Genomic DNA, 20,213 nt, shown 5'->3' on the forward strand with positions numbered 1-20,213 from the left:
GAACAGCTAGGAAACTGCAGGTATGCACATTTATTTAAACGGCGAATTACAACAGACACAGTGCCATAATTTACTAGAACTGGTGCAACAACTGGCGTTGGAAGGCAAACGTTTTGCGGTAGAACAAAACGAGATGATTGTGCCGAAAAGCCGACTGGAAAGCACCCCTATTCATGATCAAGACCGCATTGAAATTATTCATGCCGTTGGCGGCGGCTAAGACGGAGCACGTATGGAAGACACCCTACTTAAAATCGGTTCACGCACTTTTAACTCGCGCTTGCTGGTGGGCACGGGAAAATATAAAGATCTGCAGGAAACAGATCTGGCCATTCAGGCCAGCGGTGCGGAAATTGTAACTGTTGCTATTCGTCGCGTGAATATTGGTCAGCATCCCGATCAGCCAAATTTGCTGTCTGTGATTCCACCAGAAAAATATACCATTTTGCCAAATACAGCCGGCTGTTTTGATGCCAACAGTGCAGTGCGTACCTGTATGCTGGCACGTGAACTGCTCGATGGTCACAATCTGGTAAAACTGGAAGTACTGGGCGATGAAAAAACCCTGTATCCAAACATCACCGAAACCTTAAAGGCAGCGCGTACGCTTATTGATGATGGTTTCGAGATTATGGTCTACACCTCGGATGATCCGATTGTGGCACAAGAACTGGAAAGCATGGGCTGTGTGGCAATTATGCCTTTAGGCAGCTTAATTGGTTCAGGACTGGGGATTTTAAACCCGCATACCATTTCTATTATTAAAGAAAATGCCAAAGTACCGGTACTGGTCGATGCGGGTGTCGGCACCGCCAGTGATGCAGCAATTGCCATGGAACTGGGCTGTGATGGCGTGTTAATGAATACTGCAATTGCAGCAGCGCAAAGTCCGGTCCTGATGGCTTCGGCAATGCGTAAAGCAGTTGAAGCAGGTCGTGAAGCCTATCTGGCAGGCCGGATGCCGCGTAAACGTATGGCCAATGCCAGCTCGCCAGAAACCGGTTATTTCTTTAAATAATCCGGATATTATCTGTGCTGAGAGATAAGTTACTCCTTCAGGTTTCACTTGATTTAAAAGCTAAACATGAAAAAAGGACTCTGCTTGAGTCCTTTTTTATTGCGGTTTTTAAACCTGGATCAAGGAATCAAGCCTTCATCACGCATGGCAATCTGCACCGATTGACGCTCGGCCACTTTATTGCGTAGCGCAATAATATGGGTATATGGGGTTAAATCATGATGAATATGGTTCGACCAGTTGGTCAGTACGAATAAATAGGCATCGGCCGGGCCAAAGTTATCATCGACCAGATATTCATTGTCTGATTCACCAATGGTTTTATCAATATAACTTAACAGACGGTCAATTTCAGCATAGGCTTTATTTTTTTCATCATCGGTTAACTGGCCACCGAAGAATACTGCGTAGGCATCATGCAGTTCCGAATTCAGATAACCTAACCATTCCAGCACTTTGGCACGGCCCATGCCAGATGGCGGAATTAAATCTTGTTTTGGATCGTGCTGGGCCAGAAACGGTAAAATTGCCACGTTCTCGGTCAGAATTAGACCTGGATTAATCTCAAGCGCCGGAACATAGCCTTTTGGATTAATTTCGTAATAATCATGACCTTTTTCGGTTTTATGGGTTTTCAGGTCGACACGTTCTAAATCAAAATCTACATTAATTTCATTTAAAATAATATGGGCCGCTAAAGAACATGCACCCGGTGAATAATAAAGCTTCATATCTGATCCTTGTTATATAACTACTAACTGTTTTAAATGGCTTCTAACAAACTTTCAAGTGATCGAACCTGTAAATTGCAAAAAAGCGTAAATGCGTAAAAAACATTTACCTTTTCAATATTGAGCAAGCGCGGCGCTTTTTCAAGTGGATTGCGGCTGCTTTTTTCACTTCATTTGTTTTACCATAGTCGCCTTTAAAGTTTCATGAAAAGCCGATTGTGATTAGTCTGAAAAAAGAAGAGTGGTTTTCCAATATCCGGACCGATGTGCTGGCCGGTCTGGTGGTGGGGCTGGCCCTGATTCCTGAATCCATTGCCTTTTCTGCGATTGCCGGCGTCGATCCACAAGTTGGCCTATATGCCTCCTTCTGCATTGCTGTGACTATTGCATTTTTTGGTGGCCGCACGGCAATGATTTCGGCCGCGACAGGTGCCATGGCGCTACTGATGATTACCCTGGTCAAAGAGCACGGGCTGCAATATTTGCTGGCGGCAACGGTGCTGACTGGAATCATTCAGGTGGTGGCCGGCTATTTTAAAGTGGCCAAGCTGATGCGTTTTGTGTCGCAATCGGTGGTCTATGGTTTTGTGAATGCGCTGGCGATTTTAATTTTTGTCGCGCAACTTCCAGAGCTGATGCAAATGGATCTGTGGGGCTATGTCTTTGTCGGCCTGGGGCTGGCGGTAGTTTATCTGTTTCCCTATCTGCCTAAAATTGGCAAGGCGGTGCCCTCACCCTTAATCTGCATTATTGTGCTGAGTCTGCTGGCGCTGTTTTTGGGTGCCGATATGCGTACGGTGAGTGATCTGGGACAATTTCCAGACACCTTACCGGTATTTTTAATTCCTGAAATTCCGCTGAATTTTGAAACACTGGCGATTATTTTCCCCTATTCCATCACCCTTGCGACAGTGGGTTTACTGGAAACCATGATGACCACCACCATTGTGAATGAAGTGACGGAAACTGAAGGTGACCGTCATCAGGAATGTCGTGGTCAGGGCTATGCCAATATTGTCAGCGGTTTTATGGGCGGGATGGCCGGCTGTGCCATGATTGGCCAGTCGATTATTAACGTCAGCTCTGGTGCGCGTACCCGTCTTTCTACTTTGGTCGCCGGCGTTTTCCTGCTGTGTCTGGTGGTGTTCTTTAAAGACTGGCTGGCTTATATTCCAATGGCGGCGCTGGTGGCGATTATGATTATGGTGGCCTTTACCACCTTTAACTGGGATTCGGTGCGTAACTTTAGCAAGCATCCAAAGCAAAGTAATATTGTGATGCTGACCGTGGTGGCGATTGTACTGGCCACACACAACCTGGCCTTGGGTGTTTTCGTTGGGGTATTGCTGTCGGCCTTATTCCTGGTGAATAAGCTGGAAAGTGAAGTCAAAGTTCAGTCTGAACGCGTACAGGATACACGCCGTTATCAGATTACCGGACAGATTTTCTTTAGCAGCTCGGACAAGTTTTTCCAGTTCTTTAACTTTAAGGAAAATCTGCAGCAGGTGCAGATTGATCTGACTCATGCGCATATTTGGGATTTAACCTCGGTCAATATGCTAAATACTGTGGTGCAGAAATTTGAAGCTCGCGGGATTCAGGTCGAGCTGATTGGCTTAAATGAAGCCAGTGACACCCTGATTGATAAATTAAGTCCGAATTAAGCTTGAATAAAAACTGCCTAAAGAAAAAACGCCTGATAATCAGGCGTTTTTTATGGCAGATCAATACCCGCCTTATTTACGGCGACGTAACCAAGCCGCAGCACTCAGCCCGAATAATCCCAATAATGACCATAGACCGGTACTCCCCCCATGGGTATCCGCTTTGGAGTCTTCCGCTGGCTTTGGCTCTGCCGGTGCATCTACCAGGTCCAGATCAATAATAATCGGGTCGTGGTCAGATGAACGGAAAGCATCCGGGCTATAAAAGGCCTGAATCTGCTCGGCGGTTTTATAGTCTTCGTTATAGGCCAGTGCCGTCGGTTCATCGGCATTAATGGCCCATGCAAAAGCACGTTTAACCCGTGGATACAATTGTGCATCGGCAATGGCATGGTCTAAATTACCGGCGCCGCCATAGCCCTGGGTATTACTGGCTACACCAAACACATAACTATAAGCCTGTTTGCCCTGTCCGATTTTTTCATCATTAAACAGATTTTTATAGTTGGCCTTTTCCAGCGCCAAAATCGGATCTTCTTTGGCATAACTGTTTAAGTCGCCCAGAATCAGGACATTGGGCTGCGTTACTTTGGTTGGATTGGCCACCAACCATTGCATTAATTTCTGTACTGCGGTCACACGGGTGCTATTCCAGCAGCCCTGGCCATCGCCCTGATCTGCATCTAGGCCGGTATCAGGACAGCTACCTTTGGATTTTAGATGCTGCGGCACCACGGTAAAGCTTTCGCCACCCGCCACAGGTTTAAAACTTTGCGCCATGGTGACACGATTCAATTGTGTACCATCATCAAATACGGCAGCGGCATTCACCGGCGTCAGGCGTTTGCTGTTATAAATCATGGCTACGGCAATGGTATCGGTGCCCAAGCGATCTGCATTTGGCGGTGTCACATACTTCCAGTCTGGCCCCAGACTTTGGGTTAAATAGGCAATGGCGCTGTCTGGGCCATAACCATTGTTGGCAATTTCATTCAGGCCATAGACATCGGCATCAATGGCTTTTAAGGCACTGACAATTTTCTGATGCTGCTTGTCGAACTCTGCTTTGGTTTTTGCACCGCGCTCGGTCGGGAAGCCTTGTGCCGCCCCATTGTCATAGTTCAGGACATTAAAGGCCGCAGCACGAATCTGGGCAGTATTTTTGGCGCTGACGCTGCTGCGCTCATTTTTGTCTGCCACGATATTCGGCAAGGTTCTGCCCTGAACAGGCTGAATACGCCACTGGTTAAAACGATATTCCAAAATCCCTTCTACATTTTGCAGCTCATAGCCGGCTCTTAAGGTATTTTGCGCATTAAAGTTCAGCGGCAACCACGGCGTCCGGTTCTGGTTGTTATAGCCATCATCCAGAATAATTTTCGACAGCAGGTTTTGTTTGGCCAGGCTGAGTGCTTCGTCGGATTTGGCCGGATACAGATTGGTCGGCATATATAAACGCCCAAGGCTTAGGGCCAGCTCGCCATAACGGCCATAATTATAGTTTTCACTGACGGTCAGAGTTTGCGGCAGTTTAACCAGTGCACCCTGATAACGCTGCGGTGCATGCTGCTGCATATCCGTCAGGCTTTCAAATGGTAAATTTACCGTTTTTGGTGCTACCCAGCTTGCCGCTTGCGGATTACAGGTTTGAATATCCTGAGTCAGCTGGTCCAGCTGCAGCTGGTTTTGATAGCTAGTGAGGCGACCGCGTAAAATCACCTCTTCCCCAACCTGACCACCTTTGATCTGGCTGCTGGCCGGAATATAAACAAAAATCGCATTATTCAGGTTTGGCTTGGCTTTGCTATCTGGCGTTTGCAGATAAAAACCGGAAAAACCATTGCTATAACGATAATCTGCGGTCATCACCCCACGCACGGTATAGATCTGGTTCTTGCTGGCACTGTGCAAATCGGCAATGGCGGTATCACTACTGCTACAGCTAATCGTTTCCGTCACAGGCGGTGGCTGCTCTCCTTCTGGCAGCAAATACTGACTAAAAGCATTCCGGTCAGACCAGGCCATCCATTCACTGTTCACATCAAAAGGTGCTGTTGGGTCCACTGAGCTAACACTATGCGTGGTTTTATTGCGGCTTAAACTGGTGCCCTCTGCCCAACTCGTAGTCTGTCCAAGCACACCAAAACGATCGACCGGTGTATTATGCTTATACAGCACAACCGCATCATTACCATTAAAATTCAGACTTGCAATTTTTTTGACCAGATCGCCCAGCACCAGCTCCAATTCACTTCGCCCGACCAGATATTCAGCTTTGGCCGGCAACACTCCCTCTAAAGATACCGTCAGTCCGGCTGTGGTTGAGCCATTGGAAAAAATCTTGATTTGATACTGAGATAAATCGGCCGCTGTCGCATCAGGGTTATAAATCTCCAGTCCCTTACGATTCGACGTACCATCGACATATTGACTGAACATCAGCTCTGCATGTGCAGAAAATCCACAACCCATGAGTGCCATGGCCCAGCATAAAGTATGTAATTTCATTGTTTTTTTATCAGTTGTTAAAGCTTATTCAGGCTATTTTTTAGACATGACAGATGTATGAACATTTGATGAAACTATTTCTGCATTTTCATGACAGCTGCCGTGAAAAAAATAGCGCAATGCATGAAAAAATTTGACTTCAACTGCTCAGGACTTAAAATACCGCATTTGAATTTTTTACGATTGCCAAAGTTATGTCGAATGATCAATTAGACCAGCAAGTCGTCGAGCTGGACAACTTAAACGAGCACCGTGAAATTGTGACGTTTATGCGTCGTTCCTCACCACTCAACACCTCTCAACGTACTGCGCTTGAACAATATGGTCACCTAATTTTGGAATATCCGGTTGGCGATTTACGTCAGCATTTTGAACATCCAGAACGTCCTTTAACGGTAGAAATCGGTTTTGGAATGGGCCGTTCACTGGTCTTAATGGCGCAGGCCAATCCGGAGCGTAACTTTGTGGGTATTGAAGTGCATGTGCCGGGTATTGCCCAGTGCGTATATGAAGCAGGCACAGCCGGTTTAAGCAACCTGCGCGTACTGGATGCCGATGCAATTCAGGTGCTGCGTGAAATGCCAGACAACAGCATTAACACCGTGCAACTGTACTTCCCGGACCCATGGCAAAAGAAACGCCACTTCAAACGCCGCTTTGTGGTGGATGAGCGTATGGAACTGATTGAACAAAAACTGGAAATGGGCGGTACTTTCCATGCAGCAACTGACTGGGAACCGTATGCAGAATGGATGCTGGACGTGCTGGACAACCGTTCACGTTTAGAAAACCTGGCAGGCAAAGGCAACAGCTATCCACGTCCGGAATGGCGCCCGCAAACCAAATTTGAACGCCGCGGTATTGAAGCCGGTCACAAGATTAACGACTTTATCTTTAAGAAAATTTCTTAATCACAAAGTTGAAAAAGCGCTGAAATCTCAGCGCTTTTTTTATACGTCCCTATCTTGAGATTAGACAAAATAGATGATCTACCAGTCAAAAGTGATTTAAAAGATCAGATCAACGACTCGATTAACCAGTATAAAACCGAAGATAACAACAATGGTTTATGACTGATGACGTTCTAAAATCTGCTGGCTGAATAGTTGATAGACCGCCTGTAAATCAGGTCGCTGCGCATCAGCCAATAACTGCTGATGCATCTGTAAAATATTCTGATCACCACGCATGGCCGGGCCGGTCTGCATGGTTTTAGGATCGGCCTGGGTGGCCTTCTGCGCCGTTTCCAGCATTAACGGATACAGCAGACTAAAATCGACCTGCTGGACATCAACAATTTGCCGGGCTATGTCATAACAATAATTACTGAAATTACAAGCAAACACCGCGGCCAGATGCAGGCTCAGACGCTGCTCGGAGCTATAGGCATAGACCCGCTGACTGAGTTCATTGGCCAGCTGCAATAATACAGCCTGATCGTCTTCATCTGCCGCTTCAATAAATACAGGGGTCTGACTCCAGTCAATCTCACGTTCCAGACTAAAGGTTTGCAGCGGATAAAATACTCCGGCACGTGCATGTACCTGCTGCAACAGCTGCATTGCAGTACTGCCGGAGGTATGGACCATCAGCACTTCAGGCAAATGAGGATGCACCTGCTCAATTACCGCGGCAATGGATTGATCACTCACCGCAATGATCACCAAGTCTAATGTTGCATCAAACTGTTCAGGGCTATGAATTGCACTGGCCTGTACCTGCTGTGCCAGCTGCGCTGCCTTATCCAAACTGCGGCTATAAATCTGTACTATCTGGTGCCGTGCACTCAAAGCCTGTGCCAGATGATGTGCTACCCGTCCCGCGCCAATAATCCCGATTCGCATCTGTTTCATCTATATTTTGAACTGCCCACAGCATGCCAATAAAAAAAGGACGAATCAATTCGTCCTGATAGACCTGAGCCAGTTTTAGAACTTTCTTAAGGTCAGAATCTGTTCACTGCGTCCAAATGGCCCATGAACATCATGCAGAATGCCGCTGGTCAGACCAATACCATCTTCACCATATTGTTGTACCACTTCCAGTCCCAGCCACTGGCCTTGCGGCAAGCGGTGCAGATGAATTTGCAGATCCAAATTTGGAAAGCCCCAACCGGCATTCGGGTCCTGACGTGGCACCACGCCATTGGCAGTATCTACCATGCCCATCAGGCGGGTAAAATCGGACGTCGGCTGGCCGTCAATCATTTCAAGCTGATTACTGAGCCAGACAATGCCTTTGCCCGGACGATGGTCCAGATGGGCACGGGTCTGAATACTTTGAATATAGCCGCCTGGCCAGCAGCGCATGCCATCCCACTCGGGTAAATAGTCCGGACTTTCTGCCGGTAAATCTTCCAGACCGGCAATGGCACGAGTGTCGGAAGTCAGCATTTTCCAGGCACGCGCCACAATACAGGTTTTGCCATTGGCACACATTTCCGCTTCAATCAGTTCAATGGTTTTGCCCGGGCGAATCATGCGGGTGGTAATCGAAAATTCACCAAAGGCAATCAAACCAAAAATATCCAGCCCGACCCGGCCAATGCGCATTTCTGCACGTGGCTGGAACTGCTCCAGCTCTGCACAGAGAATACCGGTGGCAGGTGCCATATGCTGCTCATGCGGATTCCACGCGCCCTGAGCATGAATATTCGATTCATAATAAGCTGTGCTGCTACCATCTGCATGCTGTTCACGTCTGATAAAACTGTAATATGCCGACATTATTTTCCCTACTTCCTTGCTCTTTGGTCTGTGTGCTACCTGCCTGTGTAGCCTCTGTTTCGTTTATTTTCGTGCAAAAAAACCATAATAATTCATGATTTGACAATAAACCCTGCAACTTTTAAATCCGACTTTTGTTAATACGTCTTTGGTCTGTTCAGCCGAAACCAGTTCAAAATCATCATCCAGATGTGCAATCATCTTTTCACTCTGCCTCACTGTTAAGCCCTGTTGCACCGCTACATGCTGCAGCACTTGCTGTTCAGCCAATGTTTCAGGCTGCATCAGGTCATAACTGAGGAACACACCACCCGGTTTTAAGCGCTGGCAGATGTCCTGAAAAAAATCGGCTTTGGCCGGCATGGGAATAAAATGCGCCACCAGAATGGCCAGTGCCGCATCAAAAGGCTGAGGGGACTCTAAACTCTGGGTATCGGCCTGAATAAAGTGCACCCGCTCGGCACCTGCAATTGAGCGGATCGTATTTTGTGCCTGTTCCAGCATGGCATGGGAGGGATCAATGGCGGTAATCTGCCACTGTGGATGATGCGCCAATAAATAGGTCAGCTCATAGCCTGTCCCGCACCCGACCACCAGAATATGCGCAGTTTCCGGTAATTCTGCTGTTAGAATGGCATCAATCTGTTGATGTACCAGTTCATAGCCGGGAATCAGTTTACGGATGTGATCATCATAGCCGGCGACAATGACTTCACTGTGAAAGTTTTTGGCCATCTTTAACTCACTCTACCTCTGACTCTTGAATAGACTTGCGAAGATCATTCTTGTTGGAAAGTCATGACAGCTCGCGGAAAGCAAAGCAATTTTGCTCTGATTTGATTTTTCCCGAGATTCAATCACATGACCGGCGATATCCCTGTCGCCCTGTCATGTGATTAGATGCCTGCATGAATCAAGCAATTTCTTTTAGGTTTAACTCTTCACGCATAAATTCACGCAGCTTAAACTTCTGCGCCTTACCCGATGCCGTCATTGGAAACTCGCTAAAGAAACGCACATAACGTGGCACTTTATTGTGTGAAATATGCTCGGCGCAGTACTGGCGAATGGTTTCTTCTGTGCAAGGGTCGTTTTCATGCAAGATAATGCAGGCGCAGAGTTCTTCCCCATATTTATGGTCAGGTACGCCAATCACCTGTACATCGCAAACCGCCGGATGGGTATAGAGGAAATCTTCAATTTCTTTCGGGAACAGGTTTTCACCGCCACGAATCACCACATCTTTAATCCGGCCTTTAATTTTGACAAAGCCTTCATCGTCCATTTCAGCGATATCACCGGTATGCATCCAGCGTGCAGCATCAATCACTTCTGCGGTTTTTTCCTGATCTTCCCAATAGCCGAGCATTACCGAATAACCGCGAACACAGAGTTCACCGAGCTGTCCACGTGGTACCACCTTGCCCTCTTCATCGACAATTTTGACTTCCAGATGTGGATGGACACGGCCCACGGTACTGACGCGACGTTCCACCGAATCTTCCGTTGAACTTTGCGCACTTACCGGTGCTGTTTCAGTCATGCCATAGCAGATGGTAATTTCCGACATATGCATGCGGTCAATCACGCGCTGCATGATTTCCTGCGGACATGGACTGCCGGCCATAATACCGGTGCGCAAGCTTGACAGGTCAAACTCATCAAACTGTTCATGCTCTAAAATGGCAATGAACATGGTCGGTACGCCATAAGCGGCGGTACATTTTTCCTGCTGAATGGCTTTTAAAGTATCCAGCGGGTTAAATACGGCTGATGGATAAACCATGGTGGAACCATGAGTGATACAGGCCAAGTTCCCCATCACCATCCCGAAACAGTGGAATAACGGCACTGAAATACAGACCCGATCTGCCGGGCTGAGATGAATTGCTTCACCGACAAAATAGCCATTATTTAAAATGTTGTTATGGGTCAGCATGGTGCCTTTCGGATTCCCGGTGGTGCCCGATGTAAACTGAATATTAATAGTTTCATCAAACTGCAATTCACTAGAAATCTGCTGCAGTTTTTGCAGCATTTTTTTGCTTGGCGGGGTCAGTAAATCCTGAAAGCGGTGTAATCCGGCATGTTCCTGATCATCAATTTTAATAATATGTTTCAGATGCGGCAGGCGCTCGGCTTTCAGCACTTTGCTTGCTGCCTGGTTCAGCTCCGGGGCAATTTTGGTCAGAATCTCCTGATAATTGGTGGTCTTGAACTGCGAGGCAATCACCAGTCCCTTACACGACACTTTATTCAGTACATATTCCAGCTCATTGCTTTTATAGGCCGGGTTCAGGTTCACCAGAATAATGCCGGCTTTAAAGGCCGCAAACTGGGTAATGGTCCATTCCACGCAGTTCGGCGACCAGATTGCAAGACGGTCACCTTTTTGAAAGCCCAGTTTCAGCAAACTGCAGGCAAAGGCATTCACCTGCTCTTGCAACTGCCGGTAGCTCAAACGCACATTCTGATGCAGGCTGACCACCGCATCCTGTTCGGCGTATTGCGCGCAAGCCTGATCAAATTTTTCACCAATCGTTGTGCCCAGTAAAGGCTGGCTGCTCGTTCCGTAGGCGTAGCTTAACCGTACTTGTGTCATTGAATCGTTCTCCTTGATTCTTTGTAATTCTGATTTTCAACTCTACTAATTGTTTTTGAACCACGACTACCTGTCTGTCTTCCCTGCCGTTTTTATCGTTTTTTACTCACTTCCCTCCTGTCGACGTACTGCATTCACACAAAAATCGGCAATCTGTTTGACAAAGTAATCCTTATAGTTTTGATCAAACATCACATTGCGAGATGGGTTTAAAGGTTCAATCACCACAAAAGTCATAGAGCCAACCACGCCCAGTGCGGCGGTGTTCAAATCTTCAAACTCAAACTCACCATTGACTTTTCCTTCAGCCAAAATTTCCTTAATGCTCTGCTTGATCAGCTGTTTACTGCGAAAACGTTCATGTTCCATTTCCGGATCAACCGGTTCAAACATGAGCGCATACGCCAGTTGGGGACTGTTCATGGCACGCTTCACAAAAGTTGTAACAGATTTTTGCAATTTCTGTTTTGGCGATAAATCCGAGCCGGCAATGTGGTTCAAAATTTCAACCTCATGCTGAATCGCATTCGACAACACTTCAATTAAAATCTGGCTTTTGTTTTCGAAATATCGATAGACCAGACCGGTAGATACACCGGCACGTTCCGCAATGGCCTGAATCGACGCCTCTTTAAAGCCCCCTTGAGCAATTAGTTCACGAGCGGACTGCAAAATCGACAGGCGATTCTGTTCCATTCGTTCCTGCATCAATGATGATCTTTTATAACTCATATCTTATTCTCAACCAGATAAAATGAATTGTAAATCATTTTGTGAATTTTAGTTCACTTTTTTAAATTTTCGATGTATGTTAAAAACCAAGCACAACAAAAATGCTTTTTTGGAAACAACAAATATAACCGCAGGATGGATGAAGAAATGAATTTACAAAGCTTGGATTTCGGTTTGGATGAAACACTGATCGCCCTTCGTGATTCAGTTGCTGCATTTTGTGCAAAAGAGATCGCACCCATTGCTCAACAGGTCGACCGTGACAACGAATTCCCTGCTCATCTTTGGAAAAAGTTTGGGGACATGGGTTTACTCGGTCTAACCGTAAGTGAGGAATATGGTGGCACCAACCTCGGTTATCTGGCACATATTATTGCCATGCAGGAAATTTCACGTGCCTCAGCATCTATTGGCCTTTCCTACGGGGCACATTCTAACCTATGTGTGAACCAAATTAAGCGTAATGGTAACGAAGAACAGAAACAGCGCTATTTACCGAAACTGATTTCAGGTGAATATGTCGGCGCATTGGCCATGTCAGAACCGAATGCCGGCTCCGATGTGGTCAGCATGAAACTCAAAGCTGAAGATCAGGGCGATCATTATCTGCTAAACGGTTCAAAAATGTGGATCACCAACGGTGGCGATGCAGATGTGCTGGTGGTCTATGCCAAAACTGATACCCAAGCCGGCGCCAAAGGCATGACCGCTTTCCTGATTGAAAAAACCATGCCGGGCTTTAGCCACGGTACGCACCTGGACAAACTGGGCATGCGCGGCTCGAATACCTATCCACTGTTCTTTGACAACGTGCGCGTACCGAAAGAAAACGTCCTCGGCGGTGTCGGCAATGGTGTAAAAGTGCTGATGAGTGGTCTGGACTATGAACGTGCTGTATTAAGCGCAGGCCCACTGGGCATTATGGATGCCTGCCTAGACACCGTGATTCCGTATATCCACGAGCGTAAACAGTTTGGTCAGGCACTGGGCGAATTCCAGCTGATGCAAGGCAAAATTGCTGATATGTATTCGACCTGGTTGGCATGTAAGGCACTGGTCTATGCCGTAGGTGCAGAATGTGACAAAGCCGAGCATAGCCGCAGCCTGCGTAAAGATGCTGCCAGCGCAATTTTATATGCAGCCGAAAAAGCCACCTGGATGGCCGGTGAAACCATTCAGACGCTAGGTGGGAACGGTTATATCAATGAATTTTCTGCTGGACGTTTATGGCGTGATGCCAAACTCTATGAAATTGGTGCAGGCACCTCGGAAATTCGCCGTATGCTGATTGGCCGCGAACTGTTTAACGAAACTGCCTAAAAAATAAATCACAAGAATAGACAAGGATGTTGGCATGAATCAATTACAGAGCAAAATCAATATTCGCAGCGAAGAGTTCAAAAACAACCACGCAGCGATGCAAACCCTGGTCGATGACCTGAAACAGAAAGTCCAGAAAATTGCCCTCGGCGGCGGTGAAACTGCACGTCAGAAACATCTGGATCGCGGTAAATTATTACCACGTGAACGGATTGACCACCTGATTGATCCGGGTACGGCTTTTATTGAAATTGGTCAGCTGGCTGCCTATCAGGTGTATCAGGATGATGTGCCTGCTGCCGGTGTGGTGGCCGGTGTCGGTCAGGTCAATGGCGTGACCTGTATGATCATTGCCAATGATGCGACAGTCAAAGGCGGAACGTATTATCCGCTGACTGTGAAAAAGCATTTACGCGCTCAGGAAATTGCCGAGCAGAACCATCTGACCTGTATCTATCTGGTCGATTCTGGCGGTGCCTATTTACCGCTGCAAGATGAAGTATTCCCGGACCGTGATCACTTCGGCCGTATTTTCTACAATCAGGCGCGTATGTCGAGCATGGGCATTGCCCAGATCGCCGTGGTGATGGGCAGCTGTACAGCCGGCGGTGCTTATGTCCCTGCCATGTCGGATGAAACCATTATTGTGCGGAATCAGGGTACGATTTTCCTGGGTGGCCCGCCACTGGTGAAAGCTGCCACCGGTGAAGTGGTCAGCAGTGAAGATCTGGGCGGTGGCGATGTGCACACTCGCCTTTCAGGTGTGGCCGATCATCTGGCAGAAAATGACGAACATGCTTTGGCCATTGCCCGCAACATCGTCGCCAATTTAAATAAAAAACCAAATCCGCAGCCGGAAAATGTCGAAGCACCATTATTCGATGCGTCCGAGCTGTACGGCATTGTCCCGACTGATGCACGTAAACCGTTTGATGTGCGTGAAGTAATTGCCCGTATTGTCGATGGTTCACGTTTTGACGAGTTCAAGGCACGTTTTGGGACCACGCTGGTCACCGGCTTTGCCAAACTGTACGGTATGCCAGTCGGCATTATTGCCAATAACGGAATTCTGTTTTCCGAGTCGGCACAAAAAGGCGCACACTTTATTGAACTGTGTACCCAGCGCAATATTCCCCTGCTCTTCATTCAGAACATCACCGGCTTTATGGTTGGCCGTCAGTATGAAAATGAAGGTATTGCCAAAAATGGTGCCAAACTGGTGATGGCGGTGGCGACAGCCAATGTACCGAAACTGACCCTGGTGATTGGCGGTTCTTTTGGTGCCGGCAACTACGGTATGTGTGGCCGTGCCTATTCACCACGCTTTATGTGGACCTGGCCAAACTCGCGTATTTCGGTGATGGGCGGTGAGCAGGCTTCGAGTGTACTCTCGACCTTAAAACGCGACCAGATTGAAAGCAAAGGCGGCAGCTGGTCAGCGGAAGAAGAAGATCAGTTTAAACAGCCTATTCGTGACCAGTATGAGCGTCAGGGTCATCCATATTATGCTTCTGCGCGTTTATGGGATGATGGTGTTATTGATCCAGCACAATCACGTGAAGTATTGGCGCTCAGTCTGGCGGCGGCATTAAATGCCCCAATCCAGCCAACCAAATTCGGCGTGTTCCGCATGTAAGAGGTGACAAAAATGGATTATCAATTTTTACAACTCGAACAGCAAGATCAGGTGGCCACGGTGTGGATTAACCGTGCCGAACTGCACAATGCCTTTAATACGCAGGTCATTGAAGAATTACACGCCTGCTTTCAGCAACTGAATACCCGCGCTGATGTACGTGTGGTGATTCTGGCCGGTCGTGGCAAAAGCTTTTCTGCCGGTGCCGACCTGAACTGGATGAAACAGGCCGGTCAGGCCTCACAAGCCGACAATGAAGCCGATGCCCTGAAACTGGCCAAAATGCTGCAAAGTCTGGCCACCTTGAAACAGCCGACTATCGCTCGCGTACATGGCATTGCCTTTGGTGGTGGTATGGGTCTGGCCTCGGCCTGTGATATTTGTGTGGCCAGCACCGATGCCAAATTTGCCACCTCTGAGGTACGTTTAGGCCTGGCGCCATCCACCATCAGCCCTTATGTCATTCGTGCCATTGGCGCACGTCAGGCATCACGTTACTTTTTAACTGCTGAACGGATTTCTGCAGCACAGGCACACGCTATTGGTCTGGCACATGAAGTGACCGCACCGGAACAGCTGGACAGCAAAATTGATGAAATTGTGCAGGCCTTATTACTCGGTGGACCAGAAGCACAGAACGCCTCAAAACAACTGATTCAACTCGTCGATCAACAGGTCCTGACTGAAGATCTGCTGCTTAAAACCGCACAGCATATTGCCCATGTTCGCCAGGGAGATGAGGCGAAAAACGGCTTAAATGCTTTCCTTAACAAACAAAGCCCGGCCTGGATCAAGACCACGGCATAACAACTAGAAGGATCCTAACGATGTTTGAAAAGATTTTAATTGCCAACCGTGGTGAAATTGCCTGCCGTGTCATTCGTACTGCCCAAAAACTGGGGATTGCAACTGTTGCAGTCTATTCAGATGCAGATGCTCAGGCCCAGCATGTCAAAATGGCCGATGAAGCCGTCTATATTGGTGAATCACCAGCAGCACAAAGCTATTTACAGATTGAACGGATTATCGAAGCCGCAAAAAGCACCGGCGCACAAGCCATTCACCCGGGTTATGGCTTCCTGTCTGAAAATGACCAGTTTGCTTTTGCCTGCCAGGACAACAACATTGTCTTTATTGGCCCGCCAGTTGACGCCATTCTGGCGATGGGTTTAAAAGCCACCTCTAAAGCCTTGATGGAAAAAGCCGGCGTACCACTAACACCGGGTTATCATGGCACCAATCAGGATGCTGCGTTCTTAAAACAGCAGGCGGATGACATTGGCTATCCAGTGCTGATTAAAGCCAGCGCCGGCGGTGGTGGTAAAGGTATGCGTCTGGTTGAGCGCAGTGAAGATTTCCTTAGCGCCCTGGCCTCCTGTAAGAGTGAAGCCCGTTCCAGCTTTGGCAATGAAGATGTGCTGATTGAACGCTATGTGGTGCAGCCGCGTCATATTGAAGTGCAAGTGTTTGGCGATACCCATGGCAATTATGTGCATCTGTTTGAGCGTGATTGCTCGGTACAGCGCCGCCATCAGAAAGTACTGGAAGAAGCACCAGCACCGAAAATGCCGGAAGATAAACTGGAAGCCATGCGTCAAGCCGCAATTGATGCCGCGCGTGCCGTGAATTATGTTGGTGCCGGTACGGTCGAGTTTATTGTCGAGCAAGATGGTACTGCCTACTTCATGGAAATGAACACCCGTCTGCAGGTTGAACACCCGGTGACTGAAATGATTACCGGTCAGGATCTGGTCGAGTGGCAATTACGCGTCGCCTTTGGTGAGCCTTTACCAAAACAGCAGCACGAATTGCAGATTCACGGCCATGCTTTAGAAGCACGTGTTTATGCCGAAGAACCTGAAAAAGGCTTTATTCCGGCGATTGGTCAAATCAGCTATCTGCATTATCCAGCACAAAATGAAGCGGTACGCGTCGACAGCGGTATTGTTGAAGGCGATGAAATTAGCACCTACTACGACCCAATGATTGCCAAACTGATTGTCTGGGGCAAAAACCGTGAAGCGGCATTAACGCAAATGCACCATGCTTTAGGTCAGTTCCATGTTGATGGTCTGGGCAACAACATTGCCTTCCTGGATCGTCTGGTGCTGTGCGATTCTTTCAAAAATGCCAATTTAGATACCGGCCTGATTCAACGCGAAGAAGAGTTCCTGCTAAAACCAGCCACAGAACTGAACAGCACGCTGGTGGTCAGCGCGGCCTTCATCGAATTACTGTCACGTTTGGCACAAAACCCGAGTGCCAGCAATCCGGTGTGGCAGACCAATGCTTTCTGGCGTTTAAATCTGCAATCGGGTCAGACAATCAAATTTCAATGTAATGACAAAACCTTAAATATCCAGTTTGCAGCACAAGAACATGGTTTTGTCGCACAGTATGATGGTCAGACTTTTGAGCTTGAAGGCCAGTTACTGGATGCGCATACCCTGCAATTCAAGCTGGCCGGTAAACAGCAAAAACTGGCCTTTAGCCAGACTGAACATGGCATTACCCTGTTCCAGAATGGTCAGAGCTATAAATTTGCCTATCTAAAACCGGTATTTAACCAGGATGATGAACAAGGTGCTGAAAACAACCTGACTGCGCCAATGCCAGGTGTCATCACTCAGGTACTGGTGGCGGCCAATGACAAAGTCAAAAAAGACGATGTCCTGATGACCCTCGAAGCCATGAAAATCGAATACTCGATTCGTGCGCCACATGACGGCATTGTGGCCAGCTCTTACTTCCAGGCCGGTGATCAGGTTAAAGCTGGCGATGAGCTGGTGGAATTCCAGCCGCTGGCGGAGGAAGTCGCATGAGAGAATTTGTCAAAATTGTTGAAGTCGGGCCACGCGATGGCCTGCAAAATGAAAAAACGCCCTTAACCCTGGATGACCGCAGACAGCTGATTCTGGATTTAATGCAAACCGGATTACAGGCCATTGAAGTTGGTTCCTGTGTATCGGCCAAATGGGTACCACAAATGGCAGACAGCGATGTGCTGTTTGCCGGCTTGCCCAAAGATCCAAACATTCAGTTCAGCCTGCTCACGCCAAATCTGAAAGGTTTTGAATCTGCGCTGGCAGTGGGTTGTACAGAAGTTGCGGTCTTTACCGCAGCCTCTGAAAGTTTTACCCGTAAAAATATCAACTGCTCAATTGATGAAAGTTTTGAAAAATTCAGCGATGTGATGCGTGAAGCCAAAGCGCACAACATTCGTGTGCGTGGTTATGTGTCCTGTATGGTCGATTGTCCGTACGAAGGCGCGATTGATCCACAGCAGGTGGCAAAAGTTTCGCAGCGCCTGCTGGATATGGGCTGCTATGAAGTGTCTTTAGGTGAAACCATTGGCACCGCCACACCCGACCGGGTGAAAAAAGTCTGGGATGCCTGTCTAGCTGAACTGGATACGACGGTGCTGGCCGGTCATTTCCATAATACCTATGGCATGGCCATCGCCAATATTTACCAGTCACTGCTGCAAGGTATTCGCGTTTTTGACTCGTCAATTGCCGGTTTAGGCGGCTGTCCTTATGCCAAAGGCGCATCCGGCAATGTCTCAACCGAAGATCTGTATTATCTGCTGTCCAACATGGGCTATGAAACCGGCATTCAGCTGGATGCCTTGATGCAGGCCAGCCGTAACATCAGCAATGTTTTACAGCGCAATAATCCATCCAATTATGCCAATGCCTACTGGCAAAAAGCCTGCGCTTAATAACCGAATAAAACCCGGCTTGAGCAATGCCCTCAAGCCACTCAAGGATGTAACAGCAGCAATCTGCTGAAAAAAGGATAAAAATAGAGGTGACACATGGCAAATAAAGTCTATGACAGCGCACAAGCCGCCTTAAATGGCGTGGTTCAGGATGGTCAAACCCTGGCCGTGGGTGGTTTTGGCCTGTGCGGGATTCCTGAAGCATTAATTGCCGCGCTAAAAGACACCGGTGCCAAACAGCTGACCTGTATTTCCAACAATGCCGGTGTTGATGGTTTTGGTCTGGGGCTGCTGCTTGAAACCAAACAGATTAAAAAAATGATTTCATCCTATGTCGGTGAAAACAAGGAATTTGAACGCCAGTTCCTGAGTGGTGAACTGGAAGTTGAACTGACCCCGCAAGGTACGCTGGCAGAAAAATTACGTGCCGGCGGTGCAGGTATTCCAGCCTTCTTTACCGCCACCGGTGTCGGTACCGTCATCGCGGAAGGCAAAGAAGTGCGCCAGTTTAAAGGTCAGGATTATATCTTAGAAGAATCTTTAACTGCCGATGTTGCCCTGGTCAAAGCCTATAAAGCCGACAAGGCCGGCAACCTGATTTTCCGTAAAACTGCACAAAACTTTAATCCGGTCTGTGCCATGGCGGGCAAAATCACCATTGCCGAAGTCGAAGAAATTGTAGAGATTGGCGCGCTCGATCCAGATGAAATTCATCTGCCGGGGATTTATGTCAACCGCATTGTGTTAAATGCACATCCTGAAAAACGTATTGAACAAATGACTTTAAAGGCGGAGGCTTAAACCATGGCTTGGACGCGTAATCAAATGGCGCAGCGCGCCGCACAAGAACTGGAAGATGGTTTCTATGTCAATTTAGGGATTGGTTTACCAACTTTAGTCGCTAACTATATTCCAGAAAATATCAACGTTTGGCTACAGTCAGAAAACGGCCTGCTCGGGATTGGGGAATTCCCAACTGAAGCCACGGTCGATGCTGACCTGATTAATGCCGGCAAACAGACGGTCACAGCTCGTCAAGGTGCTTCGTTTTTCTCTAGCGCAGACTCTTTTGCCATGATCCGTGGCGGCCATGTCAATATTGCCATTCTGGGGGCCATGGAAGTCTCTGAACAGGGCGATCTGGCCAACTGGATGATTCCGGGCAAAAAAGTCAAAGGTATGGGCGGTGCCATGGACCTGGTCGCAGGTGTGCAAAAAGTGGTGGTGTTGATGGAACACTGCGCCAAAGATGGGACACCTAAAATCGTTTCACAGTGTAGCCTGCCGCTGACCGGTAAAGCCGTGGTTCATCGCGTAATTACCGATTTGGGCGTTCTGGATATTACCCCAACCGGCGTGCAGCTGGTGGAACTGGCACCGGAGGTCAGTTTTGATGAAATCCAGAAAGTCACCGGGGTGCCTTTAATACGTAATGCAGCTTAATGGCTGGTTTTAAAAGCGGGCATCGGATGGTCGTGAATACATCCCCACCGCTACCTCCGCTTTTCAACTAAACCAAAAAGGACGACTTGACGTCGTCCTTTTCTATTTCCTT

The 20,213-nt window shown here is 47.8% G+C and carries 18 protein-coding genes; 11 read left to right on the forward strand and 7 right to left on the reverse strand.

The window, feature by feature from the left end:
- Positions 1-22: 22 nt before the first annotated feature.
- Positions 23-220, forward strand: a complete 198-nt coding sequence (thiS, locus tag FTT63_RS03380; protein WP_005177095.1) for a sulfur carrier protein ThiS — start codon at positions 23-25, stop codon at positions 218-220.
- Between the two features lie 12 nt (positions 221-232).
- The gene (locus FTT63_RS03385; protein WP_152342325.1) at positions 233-1,018 is read left to right on the forward strand and encodes a thiazole synthase; all 786 of its coding nucleotides are present in this window, start codon (positions 233-235) and stop codon (positions 1,016-1,018) included.
- Between the two features lie 119 nt (positions 1,019-1,137).
- Here the strand turns inward: FTT63_RS03385 and FTT63_RS03390 are convergent, their stop codons facing one another.
- Positions 1,138-1,749, reverse strand: a complete 612-nt coding sequence (locus FTT63_RS03390) for a glutathione binding-like protein (protein WP_005177091.1) — start codon at positions 1,747-1,749, stop codon at positions 1,138-1,140.
- A 218-nt stretch (positions 1,750-1,967) separates the two neighbouring features.
- On the opposite strand from FTT63_RS03390, the gene FTT63_RS03395 reads away from it, so the two are divergent.
- On the forward strand, positions 1,968-3,413 hold the full coding sequence (locus tag FTT63_RS03395) for a SulP family inorganic anion transporter (RefSeq protein ID WP_180087868.1): 1,446 nt from the start codon (positions 1,968-1,970) through the stop codon (positions 3,411-3,413).
- A 72-nt stretch (positions 3,414-3,485) separates the two neighbouring features.
- Here FTT63_RS03395 and FTT63_RS03400 read toward each other — a convergent pair whose 3' ends face one another.
- Positions 3,486-5,894 (reverse strand): ExeM/NucH family extracellular endonuclease, encoded by a 2,409-nt coding sequence (locus tag FTT63_RS03400; protein ID WP_168383127.1) that lies wholly within the window; start codon positions 5,892-5,894, stop codon positions 3,486-3,488.
- A gap of 221 nt (positions 5,895-6,115) precedes the next feature.
- On the opposite strand from FTT63_RS03400, the gene trmB reads away from it, so the two are divergent.
- Positions 6,116-6,832: a tRNA (guanosine(46)-N7)-methyltransferase TrmB gene (gene trmB / locus FTT63_RS03405; RefSeq protein ID WP_005177088.1), complete on the forward strand. Its 717-nt coding sequence runs from the start codon at positions 6,116-6,118 to the stop codon at positions 6,830-6,832.
- Between the two features lie 156 nt (positions 6,833-6,988).
- Here the strand turns inward: trmB and FTT63_RS03410 are convergent, their stop codons facing one another.
- From FTT63_RS03410 to FTT63_RS03430, 5 genes are all read right to left on the reverse strand, one after another.
- A complete protein-coding gene (locus FTT63_RS03410) occupies positions 6,989-7,765 on the reverse strand; it encodes a Rossmann-like and DUF2520 domain-containing protein (protein WP_163146323.1) in 777 nt (258 codons plus the stop codon).
- Between the two features lie 84 nt (positions 7,766-7,849).
- Positions 7,850-8,647, reverse strand: a complete 798-nt coding sequence (locus FTT63_RS03415; protein WP_005177084.1) for a thioesterase family protein — start codon at positions 8,645-8,647, stop codon at positions 7,850-7,852.
- Positions 8,648-8,710: 63 nt separating this feature from the next.
- On the reverse strand, positions 8,711-9,382 hold the full coding sequence (locus tag FTT63_RS03420; RefSeq protein ID WP_180191990.1) for a class I SAM-dependent methyltransferase: 672 nt from the start codon (positions 9,380-9,382) through the stop codon (positions 8,711-8,713).
- Between the two features lie 178 nt (positions 9,383-9,560).
- Entirely contained in the window at positions 9,561-11,249 is a 1,689-nt protein-coding gene (locus FTT63_RS03425) for an AMP-binding protein (RefSeq protein ID WP_104488771.1), read from the reverse strand.
- A gap of 102 nt (positions 11,250-11,351) precedes the next feature.
- Positions 11,352-11,981, reverse strand: coding sequence for a TetR/AcrR family transcriptional regulator (locus FTT63_RS03430; protein ID WP_005177074.1), 630 nt, complete (start codon positions 11,979-11,981; stop codon positions 11,352-11,354).
- Between the two features lie 147 nt (positions 11,982-12,128).
- On the opposite strand from FTT63_RS03430, the gene FTT63_RS03435 reads away from it, so the two are divergent.
- The 7 genes from FTT63_RS03435 (at position 12,129) to FTT63_RS03465 (ending at position 20,101) form a co-directional block, all read left to right on the forward strand.
- Complete coding sequence (locus tag FTT63_RS03435; protein ID WP_005177068.1) at positions 12,129-13,301, forward strand: isovaleryl-CoA dehydrogenase; 1,173 nt, start codon at positions 12,129-12,131, stop codon at positions 13,299-13,301.
- A 34-nt stretch (positions 13,302-13,335) separates the two neighbouring features.
- Complete coding sequence (locus tag FTT63_RS03440; protein WP_005177066.1) at positions 13,336-14,937, forward strand: carboxyl transferase domain-containing protein; 1,602 nt, start codon at positions 13,336-13,338, stop codon at positions 14,935-14,937.
- Between the two features lie 12 nt (positions 14,938-14,949).
- A complete protein-coding gene (locus tag FTT63_RS03445; RefSeq protein ID WP_168382986.1) occupies positions 14,950-15,744 on the forward strand; it encodes an enoyl-CoA hydratase/isomerase family protein in 795 nt (264 codons plus the stop codon).
- Positions 15,745-15,764: 20 nt separating this feature from the next.
- The gene (locus FTT63_RS03450; protein ID WP_168382985.1) at positions 15,765-17,759 is read left to right on the forward strand and encodes an acetyl/propionyl/methylcrotonyl-CoA carboxylase subunit alpha; all 1,995 of its coding nucleotides are present in this window, start codon (positions 15,765-15,767) and stop codon (positions 17,757-17,759) included.
- Positions 17,756-18,658: a hydroxymethylglutaryl-CoA lyase gene (locus tag FTT63_RS03455; RefSeq protein ID WP_168382984.1), complete on the forward strand. Its 903-nt coding sequence runs from the start codon at positions 17,756-17,758 to the stop codon at positions 18,656-18,658. Before FTT63_RS03450 ends, FTT63_RS03455 begins: the two co-directional genes overlap by 4 nt.
- A 96-nt stretch (positions 18,659-18,754) precedes the next feature.
- The gene (locus tag FTT63_RS03460) at positions 18,755-19,459 is read left to right on the forward strand and encodes a CoA transferase subunit A (RefSeq protein WP_005177058.1); all 705 of its coding nucleotides are present in this window, start codon (positions 18,755-18,757) and stop codon (positions 19,457-19,459) included.
- Between the two features lie 3 nt (positions 19,460-19,462).
- A complete protein-coding gene (locus FTT63_RS03465) occupies positions 19,463-20,101 on the forward strand; it encodes a CoA transferase subunit B (protein WP_005177056.1) in 639 nt (212 codons plus the stop codon).
- The last annotated feature ends 112 nt before the right edge of the window (positions 20,102-20,213 follow it).

The sequence above is a fragment of the Acinetobacter sp. C15 genome (assembly GCF_013420645.1).
Lineage (GTDB): Bacteria > Pseudomonadota > Gammaproteobacteria > Pseudomonadales > Moraxellaceae > Acinetobacter > Acinetobacter indicus.